This window comes from Streptomyces sp. NPDC004284 (assembly GCF_042874035.1).
Lineage (GTDB): Bacteria > Actinomycetota > Actinomycetes > Streptomycetales > Streptomycetaceae > Streptomyces.
This window is the reverse complement of record NZ_JBIAMJ010000014.1, coordinates 46449-62370: the sequence shown is the minus strand read 5'-3', so window position 1 is coordinate 62370 and position 15922 is coordinate 46449. Positions and strand designations below refer to the sequence as shown.

Annotated in this window: 12 protein-coding genes; 9 read left to right on the top strand and 3 right to left on the bottom strand. The window is 73.0% G+C overall.

Features of this window, described 5'->3' with window-relative positions; all coding sequences use genetic code 11:
• The first annotated feature begins 15 nt into the window (after window positions 1–15).
• From ACFYUS_RS29135 to ACFYUS_RS29105, 7 genes are all read left to right on the top strand, one after another.
• Window positions 16–1305: an MFS transporter gene (locus ACFYUS_RS29135; protein WP_388858404.1), complete on the top strand. Its 1290-nt coding sequence runs from the start codon at window positions 16–18 to the stop codon at window positions 1303–1305.
• A gap of 49 nt (window positions 1306–1354) precedes the next feature.
• The gene (locus ACFYUS_RS29130) at window positions 1355–3823 is read left to right on the top strand and encodes a beta-glucosidase (RefSeq protein ID WP_388858401.1); all 2469 of its coding nucleotides are present in this window, start codon (window positions 1355–1357) and stop codon (window positions 3821–3823) included.
• 453 nt (window positions 3824–4276) lie between these two features.
• Complete coding sequence (locus ACFYUS_RS29125) at window positions 4277–6499, top strand: MMPL family transporter (protein WP_388858398.1); 2223 nt, start codon at window positions 4277–4279, stop codon at window positions 6497–6499.
• 177 nt (window positions 6500–6676) lie between these two features.
• On the top strand, window positions 6677–7879 hold the full coding sequence (locus ACFYUS_RS29120) for a sensor histidine kinase (RefSeq protein WP_388858395.1): 1203 nt from the start codon (window positions 6677–6679) through the stop codon (window positions 7877–7879).
• Window positions 7876–8559, top strand: a complete 684-nt coding sequence (locus ACFYUS_RS29115; RefSeq protein ID WP_388858392.1) for a response regulator — start codon at window positions 7876–7878, stop codon at window positions 8557–8559. Before ACFYUS_RS29120 ends, ACFYUS_RS29115 begins: the two co-directional genes overlap by 4 nt.
• Window positions 8560–8712: 153 nt before the next feature.
• Window positions 8713–9162 (top strand): DUF2690 domain-containing protein, encoded by a 450-nt coding sequence (locus ACFYUS_RS29110; protein ID WP_388858389.1) that lies wholly within the window; start codon window positions 8713–8715, stop codon window positions 9160–9162.
• Window positions 9163–9556: 394 nt separating this feature from the next.
• Entirely contained in the window at window positions 9557–9853 is a 297-nt protein-coding gene (locus ACFYUS_RS29105) for a YncE family protein (protein WP_388858386.1), read from the top strand.
• 132 nt (window positions 9854–9985) lie between these two features.
• On the opposite strand, the gene ACFYUS_RS29100 is transcribed toward ACFYUS_RS29105, so the two are convergent.
• Together ACFYUS_RS29100 and ACFYUS_RS29095 are read right to left on the bottom strand one after the other, a co-directional pair.
• The gene (locus tag ACFYUS_RS29100; RefSeq protein ID WP_388858383.1) at window positions 9986–10867 is read right to left on the bottom strand and encodes a diacylglycerol/lipid kinase family protein; all 882 of its coding nucleotides are present in this window, start codon (window positions 10865–10867) and stop codon (window positions 9986–9988) included.
• Window positions 10868–10942: 75 nt separating this feature from the next.
• On the bottom strand, window positions 10943–12538 hold the full coding sequence (locus ACFYUS_RS29095; RefSeq protein ID WP_388858381.1) for an FAD-binding oxidoreductase: 1596 nt from the start codon (window positions 12536–12538) through the stop codon (window positions 10943–10945).
• 74 nt (window positions 12539–12612) lie between these two features.
• Between ACFYUS_RS29095 and ACFYUS_RS29090 the strand changes: the two genes are divergently transcribed.
• Window positions 12613–13212: a TetR/AcrR family transcriptional regulator gene (locus ACFYUS_RS29090; RefSeq protein ID WP_388858378.1), complete on the top strand. Its 600-nt coding sequence runs from the start codon at window positions 12613–12615 to the stop codon at window positions 13210–13212.
• Entirely contained in the window at window positions 13209–14777 is a 1569-nt protein-coding gene (locus ACFYUS_RS29085; protein ID WP_388858375.1) for a glycerol-3-phosphate dehydrogenase/oxidase, read from the top strand. The genes ACFYUS_RS29090 and ACFYUS_RS29085 overlap by 4 nt, the downstream gene beginning before the upstream one ends.
• A 70-nt stretch (window positions 14778–14847) precedes the next feature.
• Here ACFYUS_RS29085 and ACFYUS_RS29080 read toward each other — a convergent pair whose 3' ends face one another.
• Window positions 14848–15894, bottom strand: coding sequence for an Lrp/AsnC family transcriptional regulator (locus ACFYUS_RS29080; RefSeq protein ID WP_388858372.1), 1047 nt, complete (start codon window positions 15892–15894; stop codon window positions 14848–14850).
• Between the last annotated feature and the right edge of the window lie 28 nt (window positions 15895–15922).

The following is a 15922-nucleotide window of genomic DNA, read 5'->3' as shown; positions in this document are numbered from 1 at the left end:
GAATCGGAGACCAGCATGTCCGTGCACACCGATCCCGAGCCCGCGTGCGAGCCCGCGCCGACCGGCGACGAGGCGGTGGAACCGACCGGCAAGGTGCCGCGAGAGCTGCGGCGGCTGTTCCGTGCCGCCCCGTTCGTCGCCGCGGCGGCCCCGGTCGCCTACGCCGTCTCGACGTACTACGCGGCCATCCAGGTCGAGCAGCTGGCCCCGGACGCGAAGGCCGCGAACCTCGCGGTGATCAACGCCCTCGGCGCCGTGGCCGCGATGCTGGCCCAGCCGATCGTCGGTGTGCTGTCGGACCGGACCCGCACCCGGTACGGCGCGCGGAGACCGTGGATGCTCGGCGGGGCCCTCGTCGGCGCCGTCGCGCTGCTCACCTCCGGGCTCGCGCCGAACGTGGCCGCGCTGAGCGTGTGCGTCATGTTCGTGCAGTTCGGGTTCAACGCCTCCCAGGGGCCGTTCTCCGCGCTGCTGCCCGACCGGGTCCCGGAGCGGTTCCGCGGGCGGTACTCGACCGGGGTGGGACTGGGCGTGCTCCTCGGCTCCGTCGCCGGCCCGGCCGTCGGTTCCCTCTTCGCCGACGACCTCCCGCTCGGCTACGCGGTCCTGGCCGGCGTCGTCCTGCTCGCCGTCGTGCTGTTCGTCGTCCTCGTGCCCGACCGGGACAACCGCGGGGAACCGCGCCTGCCGTTCTCGCTTCGCACCTTCCTCTCCGCCTTCTGGGTCAACCCGGTGCGGCATCCCGACTTCTTCTGGGGCTTCACCGGACGCCTCCTGCTGTTCGGCGGGTACGCGATGCTGAGTACCTATCAGCTCTACCTGGCGCAGGACTACCTCGGCCTGCCCCTGGAGGAGGCGAAGCGGACCGTGCCGCTGCTCGGGCTCGTCTCACTGCCCGGGATCCTCGTCGCGACGGCGGTCGCCGGTCCGCTGTCCGACCGCTTCGGCCGGCGCAAGCCCGTGGTGCTCGTCGCGGGACTGGTCATCGCGTTCGGCACCGTGATCCCGCTCGTCCTGCCGTCCGTGCTCGGACTCGCGCTGTCCGGTCTCGTGGTCGCCTGCGGCTTCGGGGCCTTCATCTCGGTCGACCAGGCGCTGATGAGCAGCGTGCTGCCGAACCCTGACGACTTCGGGAAGGACCTCGGCGTCCTCAACCTCGCCGCGACCCTCCCCAACACCGTCGCGCCCGTCCTGGCCGCGGGCATCGTCCACGCCTTCGGCAGCTACGCCGCGCTCTACCCGGTGGTCGGGGTGATCGCGCTCCTGGGCGCGCTCTCCGTCCTCCCGATCCGCAGCGTCCGCTGACCGGATCACCTCCCCCAGCCGAACCCCTCCGTCATGAAAGGACGCGGCGATGTTCACTTCTCCGCCCATCACTGCGCTGGTCGAGCGCCTCACCCTGGAACAGAAGGTGCGCCTGCTGACCGGCGCGTCCATGTGGTCGCTGCACGACGAGCCCGCCATCGGTCTGCGCCCCATCGTCGTCTCCGACGGTCCCACCGGCGTCCGCGGCACCGCGATGGACGACCGCGACCCGTCGGCGAGCCTGCCGTCGGCGAGCTGCGTCTCCGCCACCTGGGACCTCGCGCAGGTCCGTCGCCTCGGCTCCCTGATCGCCTCCGAGGCCCGGGCCAAGGACGTCGACGTCGTGCTCGGCCCGACGGTCAACCTGCACCGCTCGCCCCGCGGCGGACGCCACTTCGAGGCGTTCAGCGAGGACCCGTACCTCACCGGCGAGTTCGGTGCCGCCTACGTCGGCGCCGTGCAGGCGCACGGCGTCGCGACGACGGCGAAGCACTACGTCGCCAACGACTCCGAGACCGACCGCTTCTCCGTCGACGTCCACACGGACGAGCGGACGCTGCGCGAGGTCTACCTGGCTCCCTTCGAGCGGATGGTCGACGAGGGCGCCTGGCTGGTGATGTCCGCCTACAACTCCGTCAACGGCGTCACGATGTCCGCCAACCCGCTGCTGCGCGACCCGCTGAAGGACGAGTGGGGCTTCGACGGCGTCGTCGTCTCCGACTGGACGGCCGTACGGGACACCGAGCCGTCGGCCGGCTCGGGGCAGGACCTCGTCATGCCCGGTCCGGACGGTCCCTGGGGCGACGCTCTCGTCGAGGCCGTGAAGGCCGGGCGGGTCCCGCAGAGCGCGATCGACGAGAAGGTCGCCCGGCTGCTGCTGCTCGCCTCGCGCGTCGGCGCCCTCGACAGCGGCCCCGCGGCCACCCCGGTCGACTCCTGGGACGACACCGCCATCGTGGACCTGCTGCGCGAGGTCGCGGCCGACGGCATGGTCCTCGCCCGCAACGACGGGACCCTCCCCGTCGAGCCCCGGGACGGACTGACGGTCGGCGTGATCGGGCAGCACGCCCTGCGCGCCCGCGCCCAGGGCGGCGGATCGGCGACCGTGTTCCCGTACCACGTCGTGACGCCGCTCGACGGCCTGCGGGACGCGTACGGAGACCACGCCGTCTCGTTCGCGCCCGGTCTGCCCCCGGCCGACGAGCTGCACGCCTTCGCCCGGGGCACCGTCACCGACCCGTTCTCGGGTGCCGACGGGGTCCACGTCCGCTACCTCGACCAGGACGGCGCCGCGTTCACCGAGGAGACCATCCCCTCCGGCCGTATCGCCTGGCTCGGCGACCCGCGACTGGCACAGGCCGCCCGCGTCGAGCTGACCACCCGCTTCACCGCGGACCGCGACGGCCGGCACGACCTGGGCTTCGCCGGAGTCGGCGGCTTCACCTTCGAGATCGACGGCGAGACCGTCAGCACCGATCCTCTCGTCCCCGCCGCCGGCGGCGACCCCGTCACCGCCATCCTGAACCCCCCGACGCGGGTGGTCTCCCGCGACCTGAGCCACGGCCAGACGGTCGAGCTGCGTCTGACCTGCGCGCTGAAACTCCCCGGCGGCTTCCCCATCGCGATGGTCCAGCTCGGCTACAAGGACCTCTTCGGCGACCCGGCCGAGGAGTTCCGGCGGGCGATCGAGGTGGCGGCCGCCAGTGACGTCGCCGTCGTGGTCGTCGGCACCACCGAGACCATCGAGTCGGAGGGCTTCGACCGTCCGGGCCTCGGCCTCCCCGAAGGCCAGGACGAGCTGGTGCGCCGCGTCGCCGAGGCCAACCCCCGTACGGTCGTGGTCGTCAACTCCGGTGCCCCGGTGCTGATGCCCTGGCTCGACGAGGTGGCCGCCGTCGTCCTGTCCTGGTTCCCCGGCCAGGAGTTCGGCGCGGCCCTCGCCGACGTCCTCACCGGCGCCCGCGAACCCGGTGGCCGACTGCCCACCACCTGGCCCGCCCGCGAGGAGGACGTTCCGGTGTGGGAGGTCGAACCGGCCGAGGGCCGGCTCCCCTACACCGAGGGCGTCCATCTCGGTTACCGCGCCTGGCTCAAGCAGGAGCGGAGCGGCGGCCGCGGGCCGGCGCTGCCGTTCGGGTCCGGCCTCGGCTACACGACCTGGCGGATCGGCGAACCGACGATCACCACCGCCGGGGAGGGCGTCGTCGTGCTGGCGGACGTCACCAACACCGGTGCCCGGCCGGGCAAGCAGGTCCTGCAGGCCTACCTGTCCCGTCCGGAATCGGCCGTCGAGCGGCCGGTCGCCTGGCTCTGCGGCTTCACCGCGGTGCGTGCCGACGCGGGCGAGAGCGTGCTCGCCCGCATCGAGATCGCACCGCGGGCGTTCCAGCACTGGGACACCGACGCGCACGGCTGGGCGACCGAGGCCGGCACCTTCACCCTGCGGCTGGCGACCTCCTCCACCGACCCCGGCCACACGGTCCCGGTCACGATCCCCGCGACGGACGGTCGGGCATAACCACGCCCGGCCCGCACAGCCCCCTGCCCTCCCACCTGCCGGTGGGCGGGCAGGGCACCTCGCTGCGGGACCGGAACCTGACAGCCGGTCCCGCAGCACCCCTCGCCGCCCTCTCGAAGGGGGCGGCATCGGCAGGCAGCACGTACGGGCGTGAGGCCCTCGTACCGGCGCCAGGCCTTCGTACCGGGCGGAGACGAGCCCGAACGGGGCGCGCTACTGCATCTGCAGTACCCGGGATTGCCTGCGCAGAGCCGACGACGGCGGGCAGCCCGCCGTCGGAGGATGGTGATGCTCCCCTGCCGTGCCCTCCTCGCAGGTCACGGCCCTGTTCGCCCCGCTTCGGAGCGGGCCGTGAGGGAGCCCGCCGCGCAGGCGGCAGGACCGTATTCCGTCCGCCGCCCCGCACGTAGACCTCGTACGACCGACCCCGACCTTGAAGGAGTTCACTCTCCCGTGGCCACGTTCCTCTATCGCCTGGGCCGCTGGTCCTTCGTTCGACGCCGGCTGGTGACCTTGCTGTGGGTCGCCGTGCTGGCCGTCGTCGGGCTGCTCGCCGCCAAGGCGCCGGCCGCGTCCGAAGACGGTTTCGCGCTGCCGGGGACCGAGGCGCAGAACGCCTTCGACCTCATCGACGAGCGTTTCCCCGGTGCCTCGTCCGACGGAGCCTCGGCGCGGCTGGTGTTCGTCGCGCCCTCGGGGCAGAAGATCACCGCCCAGGACAACCGTCAGGCGGTCGAGCGGACGGTCGCCGAGCTCGCCCACGGCGAGCAGGTCACGGCGGCGGTCAGCCCCTTCCAGGCCGGCGCGGTCTCGAAGGACGGCACCACCGCCTACGCGACGATCAACTACAGCGCGAAGCCGGGGTCGGTGAGCGAGACCGCTTCCGACCAGCTGGAGGAGGCCACACAGCACGGCCGTGACGCCGGGCTGACGGTCGAGATCGGCGGAAACGTGCTGGCGGCGGGCTCCGAGGAGGGTTCCTCCGCCGAGGCCGTCGGCATGGCGGTCTCCGCCGTCGTCCTGGTGATCACCTTCGGGTCCCTGCTCGCCGCGGGGCTGCCGCTGGTCACCGCTCTGGTCTCCGTGGGCCTCGGCCTCGCCGCGATCACCGCGCTGGGCAGCGCACTGGGACTTTCGAGCACCACCAGCACGCTCGCGATGATGCTGGGCCTCGCCGTCGGCATCGACTACGCCGTCTTCATCGTCTCCCGCTACCGTGCCGAGATCCTCGACGGGTACGAGCCGAAGGAGGCCGCCGGTCGTGCGGTCGGCACCGCAGGGTCCGCCGTCGTCTTCGCCGGCCTGACCGTCGTGATCGCGCTGGCGGGGCTGTCGGTCGTCGGCATCCCGCTCCTCGTCAAGATGGGCCTCGCCGCGGCCGGCACCGTCGTCGTCGCCGTACTGGTCGCGCTCACCCTCGTACCCGCGCTGCTCGGCTTCCTCGGCCGGCGCGTGCTCCCCCGCCGTCTGCGCTCGCCCGGCCCGACGGGCAGGCACGGGGCGGACGCGGCCGGCGCCCGTGCCAACGGCGGCACGCGCTGGGCCCGGTTCGTGCTGCGCCGCCCGGTCGCGGTACTCCTCGGCGGAGTGATCGGCCTCGGTGTCCTCGCCGTGCCCGCCCTCGACCTGCGGCTCGGCCTTCCAGGCGACGAGGCCAAGCCGACCTCCACCACCCAGCGCCGCGCCTACGACGCCCTCTCCGCCGGCTTCGGTCCCGGCTTCAACGGACCGCTGACCCTCGTCGTCGACGCCAAGGGCGCGGACGACCCGAAGGCGGTCGCCGAACAGGCCGAGAAGACCGTCGCCGCCCTGCCGGGCGTGGTCGCGGTCACGCCGCCGGTGTTCAACCAGGCCGGCGACACGGCCCTGGTCACCGTCGTGCCAGCCACCGGCCCGAGTACCGCCGAGACCTCGGACCTGGTCCACGCCATCCGCGGGACGGCCCAGGGCCTGAAGGCCGAGACCGGTGCGAACGTGCTGGTCAGCGGACCGACGGCGATGAACATCGACGTCTCGCAGAAGCTCAACGACGCCCTGGTGCCCTACCTCGTGCTCGTGGTCGGCCTCGCCGTACTGCTGCTCCTGGTCGTGTTCCGCTCGGTGCTCGTCCCGCTGAAGGCCGCGCTCGGCTTCCTGCTCTCCGTGGCCGCCGCGCTGGGCACCGTCGTCGCCGTCTTCCAGTGGGGATGGCTGGCCGACGTGTTCGGCGTCGAACAGACCGGGCCGGTGATGAGCATGATGCCGATCTTCATGATCGGTGTGGTGTTCGGCCTGGCCATGGACTACGAGGTGTTCCTGGTCACCCGTATCCGGGAGGCCCACGTCCATGGCGAGCGGCCCGACGAGGCCGTGGTCACCGGCTTCCGTCACAACGCCCGGGTCGTGACCGCCGCCGCGCTCATCATGATCAGCGTCTTCGCCGGCTTCATCGGCATGAACGACCCGATGGTCAAGATGCTCGGCTTCGGACTGGCCGCCGCCGTCGCCTTCGACGCCTTCGTCGTCCGGATGGCGCTCGTGCCGGCCGCCCTCGCCCTGCTCGGGAAGAGGGCCTGGTGGTTGCCGCGGGCGCTGGAGCGGATCCTGCCCGATGTCGACGTCGAAGGAGCCCGGCTGCAGACGTCCCCCGCCGTGGGAGCCGCCCCCGAGCGGGCCACGCAGTCGACCGCCGTCTGACTCCACGCCACGCCCTGCCCCGCACCCTGGACCTCCCAGGGGCCGGGGCAGGGCCGTCGCCCGTGGTCGACGGCCGGAACGGGTCAAAATGGTGGTAAACCTACCCCTTCGGTAAACCTGCCTTCCCGGCAGACCTGCCCCTTCGTCGCCCGATCAGCCTTCGGCCCCGGAGAAACGATGACCGACACGTGGTGGCGGCGAGCCGCCCGCCACCCCCGCCTGCTCGACACGCTGCTCGCGCTCGCCCTGCTGGTCATCGCCGGCGGGACGACCCTGCTGAACCGCCTCGGCAAGAACGTCGAGCCCGATCCCGTCGCCCTGACCCTGGCCTTCGTCGCCTGCGCCGCCGTCCTGTTCCACCACAGCCACCCGTACGCGGTCTACGGGGTGACGCTCCTGTGCGGCCTGGCGATCTGCTTCGCCGCACCCCGCCTCGACGCGGGCCTGATCGCGCCCCTCCTGGCGGCCCTCTACTTCCTGGCGGTCCAGACCGACCGGAGGACCGCCCGCCTCGCCACCGCCGTCGCGGCCGTCCTGGTCACGGGCGCCGCGATCATCAACGAGCCCACGGCATCGCTCAACACGAAGATCGGCATGATCGCCTGGATCCTGCTGCCCGGTTCCATCGGCGACTCCGTCCGCACCCACCGCGCCCACCTGGCCGCCACCAAGGAACGCGCCGAACTCGCCGAACGCACCCGTGAGCGGGAGGCCCGCCGCCGGGTCGCCGACGAACGCGTCCGCATCGCCCGCGACCTGCACGACGTCGTCACCCACCACATGACCCTCGCCAACGCCCAGGCCGGCATCGCCCTCCATCTCCTCGACCGCAACCCGGACAAGGCCCGCGAGGTGCTCACCCACCTCGGCGACGCCACCGGCTCCGCCCTGCGTGAACTCAAGGCCACCGTCGGTCTGCTGCGCCGCGCCGACGACCTCGGGGACCCGCTCGAACCGGCCCCCGGCCTCGCGCGGCTCCCCGACCTGATCGGCTCCTTCGAACAGGCCGGCCAGCCGGTCCGCCTCACCGTGGAGGGCGAACCGCGGCCGTTGTCACCGGGCGTCGACCTGACCGCCTACCGCATCCTCCAGGAGGCCCTCACCAACGCGGCCACACACGCGCCCGGCTCCACCACGGCCATCACCGTGAAGTACACCGGCATCCGCATCCGGCTCACCGTCGCCAACGACCGGCCGACCGCCCCCACCCCCACCTCCGAAACCGAACCCGGTGGCTTCGGGCTCATCGGCATGCGCGAACGGGCCGCGTCCGTCGGCGGAAGGCTCGTCGTCGACCGCCGGGCCGACGGCGGCTTCCTCGTCACCGCCGACCTGCCCCTGCTCACCGGTACCGCACCACAGGACAAGGACTCCTCATGACCATCCGCGTACTGCTCGCCGACGACCAGGCCCTGCTGCGCGGCGCCTTCCGCGTGCTCATCGACACCGAGGACGACATGGAAGTGGTCGCGGAGGCGTCCGACGGCCGCGAGGCGCTCGACAGGGCCAGGGCCACCCGTCCCGATGTCGTCCTCATGGACGTGCGGATGCCGGGCACCGACGGGCTCTCGGCGACCGCCGCCATCTGCGGCGACCCCGAGCTCGCCGACACCCGCGTCCTCATCCTCACCACCTTCGAGACCGACGAGTACGTCGCCCAGGCGCTGCGGGCCGGCGCCGCCGGCTTCCTCGGCAAGGACGTCCAGCCGCCCGAACTGCTCTCCGCCCTGCGCCGTGTCGCCGCCGGGGACCCGCTGCTGTCGACCGCCGCGACGCGCTCCGTCATCGACAGCTTCCTCGCCCAGCCCGAACCCGCCCCGGCACAGGCCGCCCTTCCCGAACGGCTCGCCTCCCTGACCGCCCGCGAGCGCGAGGTGATGGCCATGGCCGCCACCGGTCTCAGCAACGAGGAGATCGCCGCCCTCATGTACGTCAGCCCCTTCACCGTCCGCACCCACGTCCACCGCGCCATGTCCAAACTCGACGCCCGCGACCGCGCGCAACTCGTCGCCATCGCCTACCAGTCCGGCCTGGTCCGCGCCCCTCGGCCGCCGGAGTGAGAGCGCGTCGACCAGAAGTCGAGTGACGCAGATCACAGAAGCGATCTCGCCATGTTGTCCGGTTTTGCTGGCTCCGGAGAGGATCTGTAGCTGATCGTTTCGACCTTATGATGACGCGTCAAATCGCACGAACTCACGTAAGGTGACGCCCCCATGAGGATCTCTGCCGTCAAGAAGTCGCTCGCCGTGGTGACCGCTTCGGTCGCCCTCGCCGTCGGGTTCTCGGGGAGCGCAAGCGCTGCCGCCTACGACAACCAGGACCCGAACTCCAGCGGCTGCGCGAGCACCGCGATCACCGCGAAGTCGAGCCCGATCTACGTCGGCAGCACCCAGGTCGGCACGATCGAGCTGCGCTACAGCACCTCCTGCCGCACCGTCTGGGGCCGCGTGCGCTCGACCGGCCCCTACGGCCACGCCACGGTCACGCGCACCTCGGACTGGGAGTGGAACTACTGCGACAACCTGTCGTGGAACTCCTCCCTGGGCCAGTACAGCTGCTACACCGCGATGCTGAACGACACGAACGTCGAGTCCTACGCCACGGGCCACGCCTCGGCCTCCAACGGCTACAACTCGAGCGACGTGAGCACCGGCCGCTACTGAGCCCGGACCTGAGCCCGGCCGGCTCGGTTCACCTCGACCGACGGGCATCAGTACGGATCCGCCTCCGGCCGTGTGCCGCCGTCCGACACGGCCGGAGGACCCCGTCCCGTCGCCCGACAGTCCGGGGCATCCCCCCTGGACCGTCCATGCCCATGCGACGGACGGCCGCTTCGGCCAGAACATTCCGAACCGGGTCCGGAAGTTCCAGGGCGACTTCCACCCTGCCGGTCCGGTGAAGGACGACGCACCGCCCGTCCCGCACCCCGCGGGGCGGGCGGCTCCGCGTCACACGCCCCAAAGCGATCAGATTCGGGCGGCATCGGCCCCGTCGGTCCACGATGAGACATCGGGCGGATCGTCAAAAGACGTGCAGACAGCATGAGTTGAATTGGGTATGCGAACTCCGGCCAGTTCCCGGGATGCGGGACTCCTCATGCCACCGACCCCCAGGGCCGTCCCATGCGGGGAGTGTCCCCCTGGGGCGGCGGTCTCGCCGGACGGCACGCGGCTGTACGTGACGAACCTCGACGCGGGAACACTCCCGGTCGTCGACCGCGCGTCCGGGACGCCGACGGCGACCATCAAGAGCAGCCGCCTCGGCGCATCACCCCTGACGGAGCGTCGGCCAGTCTGTGTCCACGGCTACGGTCGCGGGGAAGCCGTGAAGACACTCGGGTGGCACACGGCTTGAACACCGCGCCGGATGGACGGAGTCCAACGCCTGCTGTCCGCCGACGCATGAGTGCGTGCGCCGGCGGACAGGAGGAAGGGCCTCGCGGTGCCGGGTCCTCTTGGTGGAGCGGACCGCGGCGGGCTCCGAAGGTCAGGCCAGGACGTTCAGGGCCGCGGGCCGCACCCGGAGCGTCACCGGCAGGGTCGCGTCGACCTCGCCGTCCGCGCCGTACGGCAGGGGGCGGTCGGCCTCGATGCGGATCTCCTTGCCGCGCAGGATCTCGACCTGGGGGCGGGCCAGGTGCGCGCCCGTCTTCAGTTCGTTCATCATGGCGAAGAAGAGGTGCTTCGGGGCTTCGTTGATCACCACGACGTCCAGGAGTCCGTCGTCGACCCGGGCGCCCGGCGCGATCTTCCGGCCGAAGCCGTAGAAGCCCGAGTTCGCCGCGACGACCGTGTAGCCGCGACGCTCGTGCGGCACCCCGTCGATCGTCAGCCGGTACGTGGCGTGCCGCCAGCCGACGACCGCCCGGAAGCCGCCGGCGTAGTACGAGGCCGCGCCGCGGAGCAGCCGGGAGGCGTTGGCGTGGCGGTTGGCGACCGCGTCGACTCCCGCGTACACGCTGCCCAGGACGCAGGTCTTCGCGTGCGTCGCGGACTCCACCTCGATGGTGTCGACGGCCCGGGGCTCGCCCTCCAGGAGCACCCGGGCGAGCGCCGGGGCCTCGGTGGGCAGCCCCAGGGCGCGGGCGAAGTCGTTGCCGCGCCCCGCGGGCACCAGCCCGAACACGATGTCCGTGCCGCTGAGGGCGCCACCGATGCAGCCGGCCATGCCGTCACCGCCGACGGCGAGCACGGTGTGCCCGCGCGCCCCGGCGTCCAGGGCGAGCTCCTGGGCGTGCTCCAGACTGCGGCTGTAGACGGTGTCGAGCCCTGCGCCCGCCTCCCGCAGCAGCCGGGCCAGCGGGAGCAGGCCCGCCGTGCCGCTGGAACCCCCTGCGGTGGGGTTGACGACGGCGGTGAACTGTCGCATGGAGCATGCCTCCGGACGGCGGGATGAAGGATCGGCAGGAGCGGGGATCACGAGGAGCAGAGGTCGGGCGGGGAGTCAGCGGACGGGGATCAGGACTCCGGGGCTGAGGACGCCGGACGGGTCGACCTCGGCCTTGACCGCCTGCAGCATGCGGATGCCGAGGGGGCCGATCTCGCGGGCGTACCAGTCGCGGTGGTCGGTGCCGACGCCGTGGTGGTGGCTGATGGTGCCGCCCGCCGCCAGGATCGCGTCGTTCGCCGCCCGCTTCACCGGCGCCCAGTGCGCGACGGCGTCCTCGCCCTGGGCGGAGACGACGGTGAAGTACAGCGAGGCGCCGTTCTCGTAGGTGTGGGAGATGTGGCACATGACGAGCGGCGGGGTGCCGGCCTCGGTGAGGGTGCCGGTCAGCGCGTCGCGTACCGCGGTGTACAGGCCGGGGATCGCGGACCAGAAGGCGGCCGTCTCCAGGGTCTCGGCGAACGCGCCGGCGTCGAGCAGCGCGTCACGCAGGTAGGGGGCGTTGTAGCGGCCGTGCTCCCACTTGTCGCCGGCCTCCTCACCGATGAACTCGCCGTCGCAGGCGAGGAGGACCTCGCGGGCGGCGGCGCGGCGGGCGGCCGTCTCCTGCTCGGTGCCCTCGAAGCCGACGATGGCCATGCAGCCCGGGTTCTGCGGGAGTTCGGTGCTGCCGATGGCGTCCGGCTGCGCCAGTCCGATGAAGGTCTCCGACTCGTCCGACAGCCGCAGCACCGTGGGGCGCGGGCCGTCCTGGGCGAGCCGGCGCAGCGCCGCCGTCCCGGCCTCGAAGGAGGCGAAGCGCCAGCCCTCGTAGATCCGCTCCTGCGGCAGCGGGCGGACGCGCACGGTCACCGCCGTGATCACGCCGAGGGCGCCTTCGGAGCCGAGGATCAGCTGGCGCAGGTCGGGGCCGGCCGCGGAGCGCGGGGCCCGGCCGGTCTCCAGGGTGCCTTCGGGGGTGGCGACCATCAGGCCGAGGACCATCTCGTCGAAGCGGCCGTAGCCGGCCGAGGCCTGGCCGCTGGAGCGGGCCGCGGCGAAGCCGCCGACGGTGGCCCATTCGAAGGACTGCGGGAAGTGGCCGAGCGTCCAGCCCTGCTCGTTGAGCAGCGCCTCCGCCCGGGGACCGCGCAGACCGGGCTGCAGGATCGCGGTGCGGGAGACCTCGTCGACGGCGAGGAGCTGGTCGAGGCGGCGGAGGTCGAGGGCGACGAAGGGCCGCTTGATGGTGGGCGCGAGGCCGCCGACGACGGAGGTGCCGCCGCCGAACGGGACGGCGGACAGGCCGTGGTCCACGCAGGCCCGCAGGACGGCGAGGACCTCGTCGTGGCTGCCGGGGAGCACGACGGCCGCGGGGATGTCGTCGACCTCGCCGGCGCGGATGCGCAGGAGGTCGGGGGTCGACTTGCCGCGGGTGTGCCGGATGCGGCTCTCGGCGTCGTCCCGCAGGCCGTCGGGTGCGGAGACGGCGGCGCGCAGGGCGGCGCTCGCCTCGTCGGTCAGTGCCGGGGCGGGCGCTTCGATGTCGGCGAGGGCGGACGGGCCGCTCTCGCGCGGCGTGACGCCGAGCAGGTCCCGCAGCAGGCCGGTCACCGATTCGGGCAGGGGCGCCGCCTTGGCCGGGTCGCCCCAGCCACTCCACAACATGTCCACTTCGAGAGGTTCCTCACGGTCTGTTTCACGGACGGCGCTGCCGCTCGGCCCGCACTGGCATTACACTGTGACAGATGACGCCCATTCGTCACAACCATGCGGACTCAGATCCCGTGCTCGACGCCGCACGCGACTGCGTGCTCGCCGTCGGAGTACGGCGGACCACCCTCACCGACGTCGCCCGGCGGGCCGGCGTGTCCCGGATGACGCTGTACCGGCGCTGGCCCGATGTGCGCACCCTCGTCGGCGACCTGATGACCCGTGAATGGATCGCCGTCGCCGCCGACGCCATGCCGCCCTCCGACGACGAGCGGCCCGAACGGGCGCGGATCGTCGAGGGACTGGTCGCGGGAGTGGCCGCGTTCCGGTCCCATCCGCTGTTCCAGAAGATCCTCGACGTCGACCCCGAGCTGCTGCTGCCGTACGTCCTCGACCGGCGGGGGGCCAGCCAGGACGCCCTGCTCGGGCTCCTCGTCACCGCGCTGGACGAAGGGCACGAGGACGGTTCCGTACGGCGCGCCCACCCCGATCTGCAGGCCCGGTCCCTGCTGCTCGTCGTCCAGTCCTTCACGCTCTCGCTGCGCACCATGGCCGACGAGACCGATCCCGAACTGAGCGAAGCCGCCTTCCTCGGCGAGCTGCGCACCCTGCTGGAGAGGACCCTCGCCCCATGAACCCCACGAGCAGCACCGCCCTTCCCGGCTCCTCGCTCGACGCCGAGCGGCGCCGGCGCGAACTGGACCGGCTCGCCGACGGCGAGGTCGTCGACGTGCTCGTCGTCGGGCTCGGCGCCACCGGAGCGGGAGCCGCGCTCGACGCCGCCACCCGCGGACTGAGCGTCGCCGCGATCGACGCCCACGACCTCGCGTTCGGCACGTCCCGCTGGAGCTCGAAGCTGATCCACGGCGGACTGCGCTACCTCGCCTCCGGACAGCTCGACGTCGCGCACGAGAGCGCCGTCGAGCGCGGCATCCTCATGGAGCGGACCGCCCCCCACCTCGTCCGCGCCCAGCCCTTCGTGCTGCCCCTCACCCCGCTCGTCAGCCGCGGTCAGGCGGCCCTCGCCCGCGCCGGATTCGTCGCGGGCGACCTGCTGCGCGTCTCCGCCCGCACCGCGCGCCGCACGCTGCCGCAGCCGCGCACGCTGTCCGCCGTCGAGACCCGCCACCTCGCCCCGGCCCTGCGCCCCGTCGGCCTGCGCGGCGGCCTGCTCTCCTGGGACGGCAAGCTCTCCGACGACGCGCGCCTGGTCACCGCGATCGCCCGCACCGCCGCCGCCCACGGCGCCCGCGTCCTCACCCGCGCCCGGGCCCTGGAACTCCACGGCGACGGCGCGCTGGTGCGCGACGAGAGCACCGGCCAGGAGCTGCGCATCCGCGCCCGCACCGTCATCAACGCGGCCGGGGTATGGGCGGGCGGCCTCATCGACGACGTACGCCTCCGGCCCTCGCGCGGCACCCATCTCGTCCTGCGCTCCGAGACCCTCGGCCGGCTCTCCGCCGGCCTGCACATCCCGATCCCCGGCGAGACGAACCGCTTCGTCCTGGTCCTGCCCCAGGGCGACGGACGCGTGTACGTGGGCCTCACCGACGAGCCCGTCGACGGCGACATCCCCGACGTGCCGGAGGTCCCCGAGACCGACATCGGCTTCCTCCTCGACGTCCTCGGTTCCGCGCTGGACGTCACCGTCCACCGCTCCGACGTGGTCGGGGCCTTCGCCGGACTGCGGCCCCTGCTCGACACCCAGGACTCGGAGGGCCGCACCGCCGACATCTCGCGCAAGCACGCCGTGCTCACCTCGCCCGACGGGATCGTCACCGTCGTCGGCGGCAAGCTGACCACCTACCGCCGCATGGCCCAGGACGCCGTCGACGCCGCCGTGGCCGCGCGCGGACTGACCGCCGGCGCGTGCCGCACCGCGTCCCTGCCCCTCGTCGGCGCCGCCCGGCCGGGGACCCTCGCCGGGCTCGACGTCCCGTCCCGCCTCGTCCACCGCTACGGCACCGAGGCACCGGCCGTACACGCCCTCGGTCTGCAGGATCCCGCCCTCGCCGAGCCCGTCGTCCCCGGCCACCCCGTCACCCGCGCCGAACTGCTGTGGGCCGTCCGCCACGAAGGCGCCCTCGACGTCTCCGACCTCCTCGACCGCCGCACCCGCATCGGCATGGTCCCGGAGGACCGCGCCCTCGCCGAGGAAGCGGCCCGGGACGCCCTCGCCCGTACGGCCCAGGTGGGGTGAACGGATCGGTGCCCCTGCCCGGACACGCGGACAGGGGCGCCGGCCCGGGAGACCCGGGCGGCATCGGCCGTCAGGGCCGCGGCAGCGCGAGGGGAACGCGTCGGGTCGCGCGGCCGGCCTCGTCGAGGAGCCAGCCCATGCGTTTGGGCGAGTGGAGGACGACCGTGCGGTCCTTGATCTCCAGGGGCGGGAAGCGTTCCGCGAGGACGGCCTCGAAGGGGTCGACGGCGTGGAGGCCATGGAGCCAGACCATCACGAGCAGGTTGTGCGGACCGCTGACGGACACGCACAGACGGACCTCCTCCATCCGCGCCAGCGCGTTGCCCGTGGCCTCCACCTGCGCGTGCGGAACGGTCACGCGGTAGAGAACCATCGTCGACAGGCCCGCCAGGGGGTTGGCGAGGTCGCAGCGGATGGTGATGTCGCCCTCGCGGATCATCCGCCGGACCCTGCGGCGGGCGGTGTGTTCGCTCATGCCCGTCGCGGCTCCGAGCTCGGTGTAGCCGAGCCTGCCGTTGCCGCCGAGCAGCGTCATCAGAGCCTGGTCCTCCGGGGACGGCCGGTCGTGCATGTGGACGCTGTACACGGCGCGGCGTGAGGTGCGCGGGGCGGTGAGCTCCGCCCGGCCGGCGGGTTCCATGGCCCGCATGCGCCAGTCGCCGCCCTCGCCGTACAGCGTGATGCCCAGCCGCGTGCGCGTGGAACGCACTCCGCGCATGCCGCCGATGGCGCGGCTGACCGACCGGCCCAGGGCGGGCAGGTCGGCGGCGGCGACGGACACGAAGAGATCGAAGTCGCCCGCCGTCGCGTCGACGCTGAAGACCCAGGGCAGCCGGGTCAGGGCCTCGGTGACCGCTTCGAGGGAGCGGGGCCGGCAGCGTACGTCGACATAGGCGACGGTGGCCGATTTCGCCGCGTCGTAGGCGGTGACCCAGGCGAGTCCGCTCGCGCGCAGGCGTTCCCAGCGGCGGGCGGCGGTGGTCGCGTCGACGCCGAGCGCGCGGCCGATCAGTGACCAGGGCGCACGGGGGGCCGCCTGGAGCGCCTCGACCAGTGCCAGGTCCAGTTCCGTGAAACGGGCGTCCGGATCGGGAGTGCGGGAATCCTGCGGACTCATCGGTTCCAGGACGCTTTCCGGCATTTCC

What these genes read in the sequence shown, in the direction of transcription:
- ACFYUS_RS29135 (WP_388858404.1), top strand. Translation starts at nt 16, where the DNA reads ATGTCCGTGCACACCGATCCCGAGCCCGCGTGCGAGCCCGCGCCGACC.
- ACFYUS_RS29130 (WP_388858401.1), top strand. Translation starts at nt 1,355, where the DNA reads ATGTTCACTTCTCCGCCCATCACTGCGCTGGTCGAGCGCCTCACCCTG.
- ACFYUS_RS29120 (WP_388858395.1), top strand. Translation starts at nt 6,677, where the DNA reads ATGACCGACACGTGGTGGCGGCGAGCCGCCCGCCACCCCCGCCTGCTC.
- ACFYUS_RS29115 (WP_388858392.1), top strand. Translation starts at nt 7,876, where the DNA reads ATGACCATCCGCGTACTGCTCGCCGACGACCAGGCCCTGCTGCGCGGC.
- ACFYUS_RS29110 (WP_388858389.1), top strand. Translation starts at nt 8,713, where the DNA reads ATGAGGATCTCTGCCGTCAAGAAGTCGCTCGCCGTGGTGACCGCTTCG.
- ACFYUS_RS29105 (WP_388858386.1), top strand. Translation starts at nt 9,557, where the DNA reads ATGCGAACTCCGGCCAGTTCCCGGGATGCGGGACTCCTCATGCCACCG.
- ACFYUS_RS29100 (WP_388858383.1), bottom strand. Translation starts at nt 10,867, where the DNA reads ATGCGACAGTTCACCGCCGTCGTCAACCCCACCGCAGGGGGTTCCAGC.
- ACFYUS_RS29090 (WP_388858378.1), top strand. Translation starts at nt 12,613, where the DNA reads ATGACGCCCATTCGTCACAACCATGCGGACTCAGATCCCGTGCTCGAC.
- ACFYUS_RS29085 (WP_388858375.1), top strand. Translation starts at nt 13,209, where the DNA reads ATGAACCCCACGAGCAGCACCGCCCTTCCCGGCTCCTCGCTCGACGCC.
- ACFYUS_RS29080 (WP_388858372.1), bottom strand. Translation starts at nt 15,894, where the DNA reads ATGAGTCCGCAGGATTCCCGCACTCCCGATCCGGACGCCCGTTTCACG.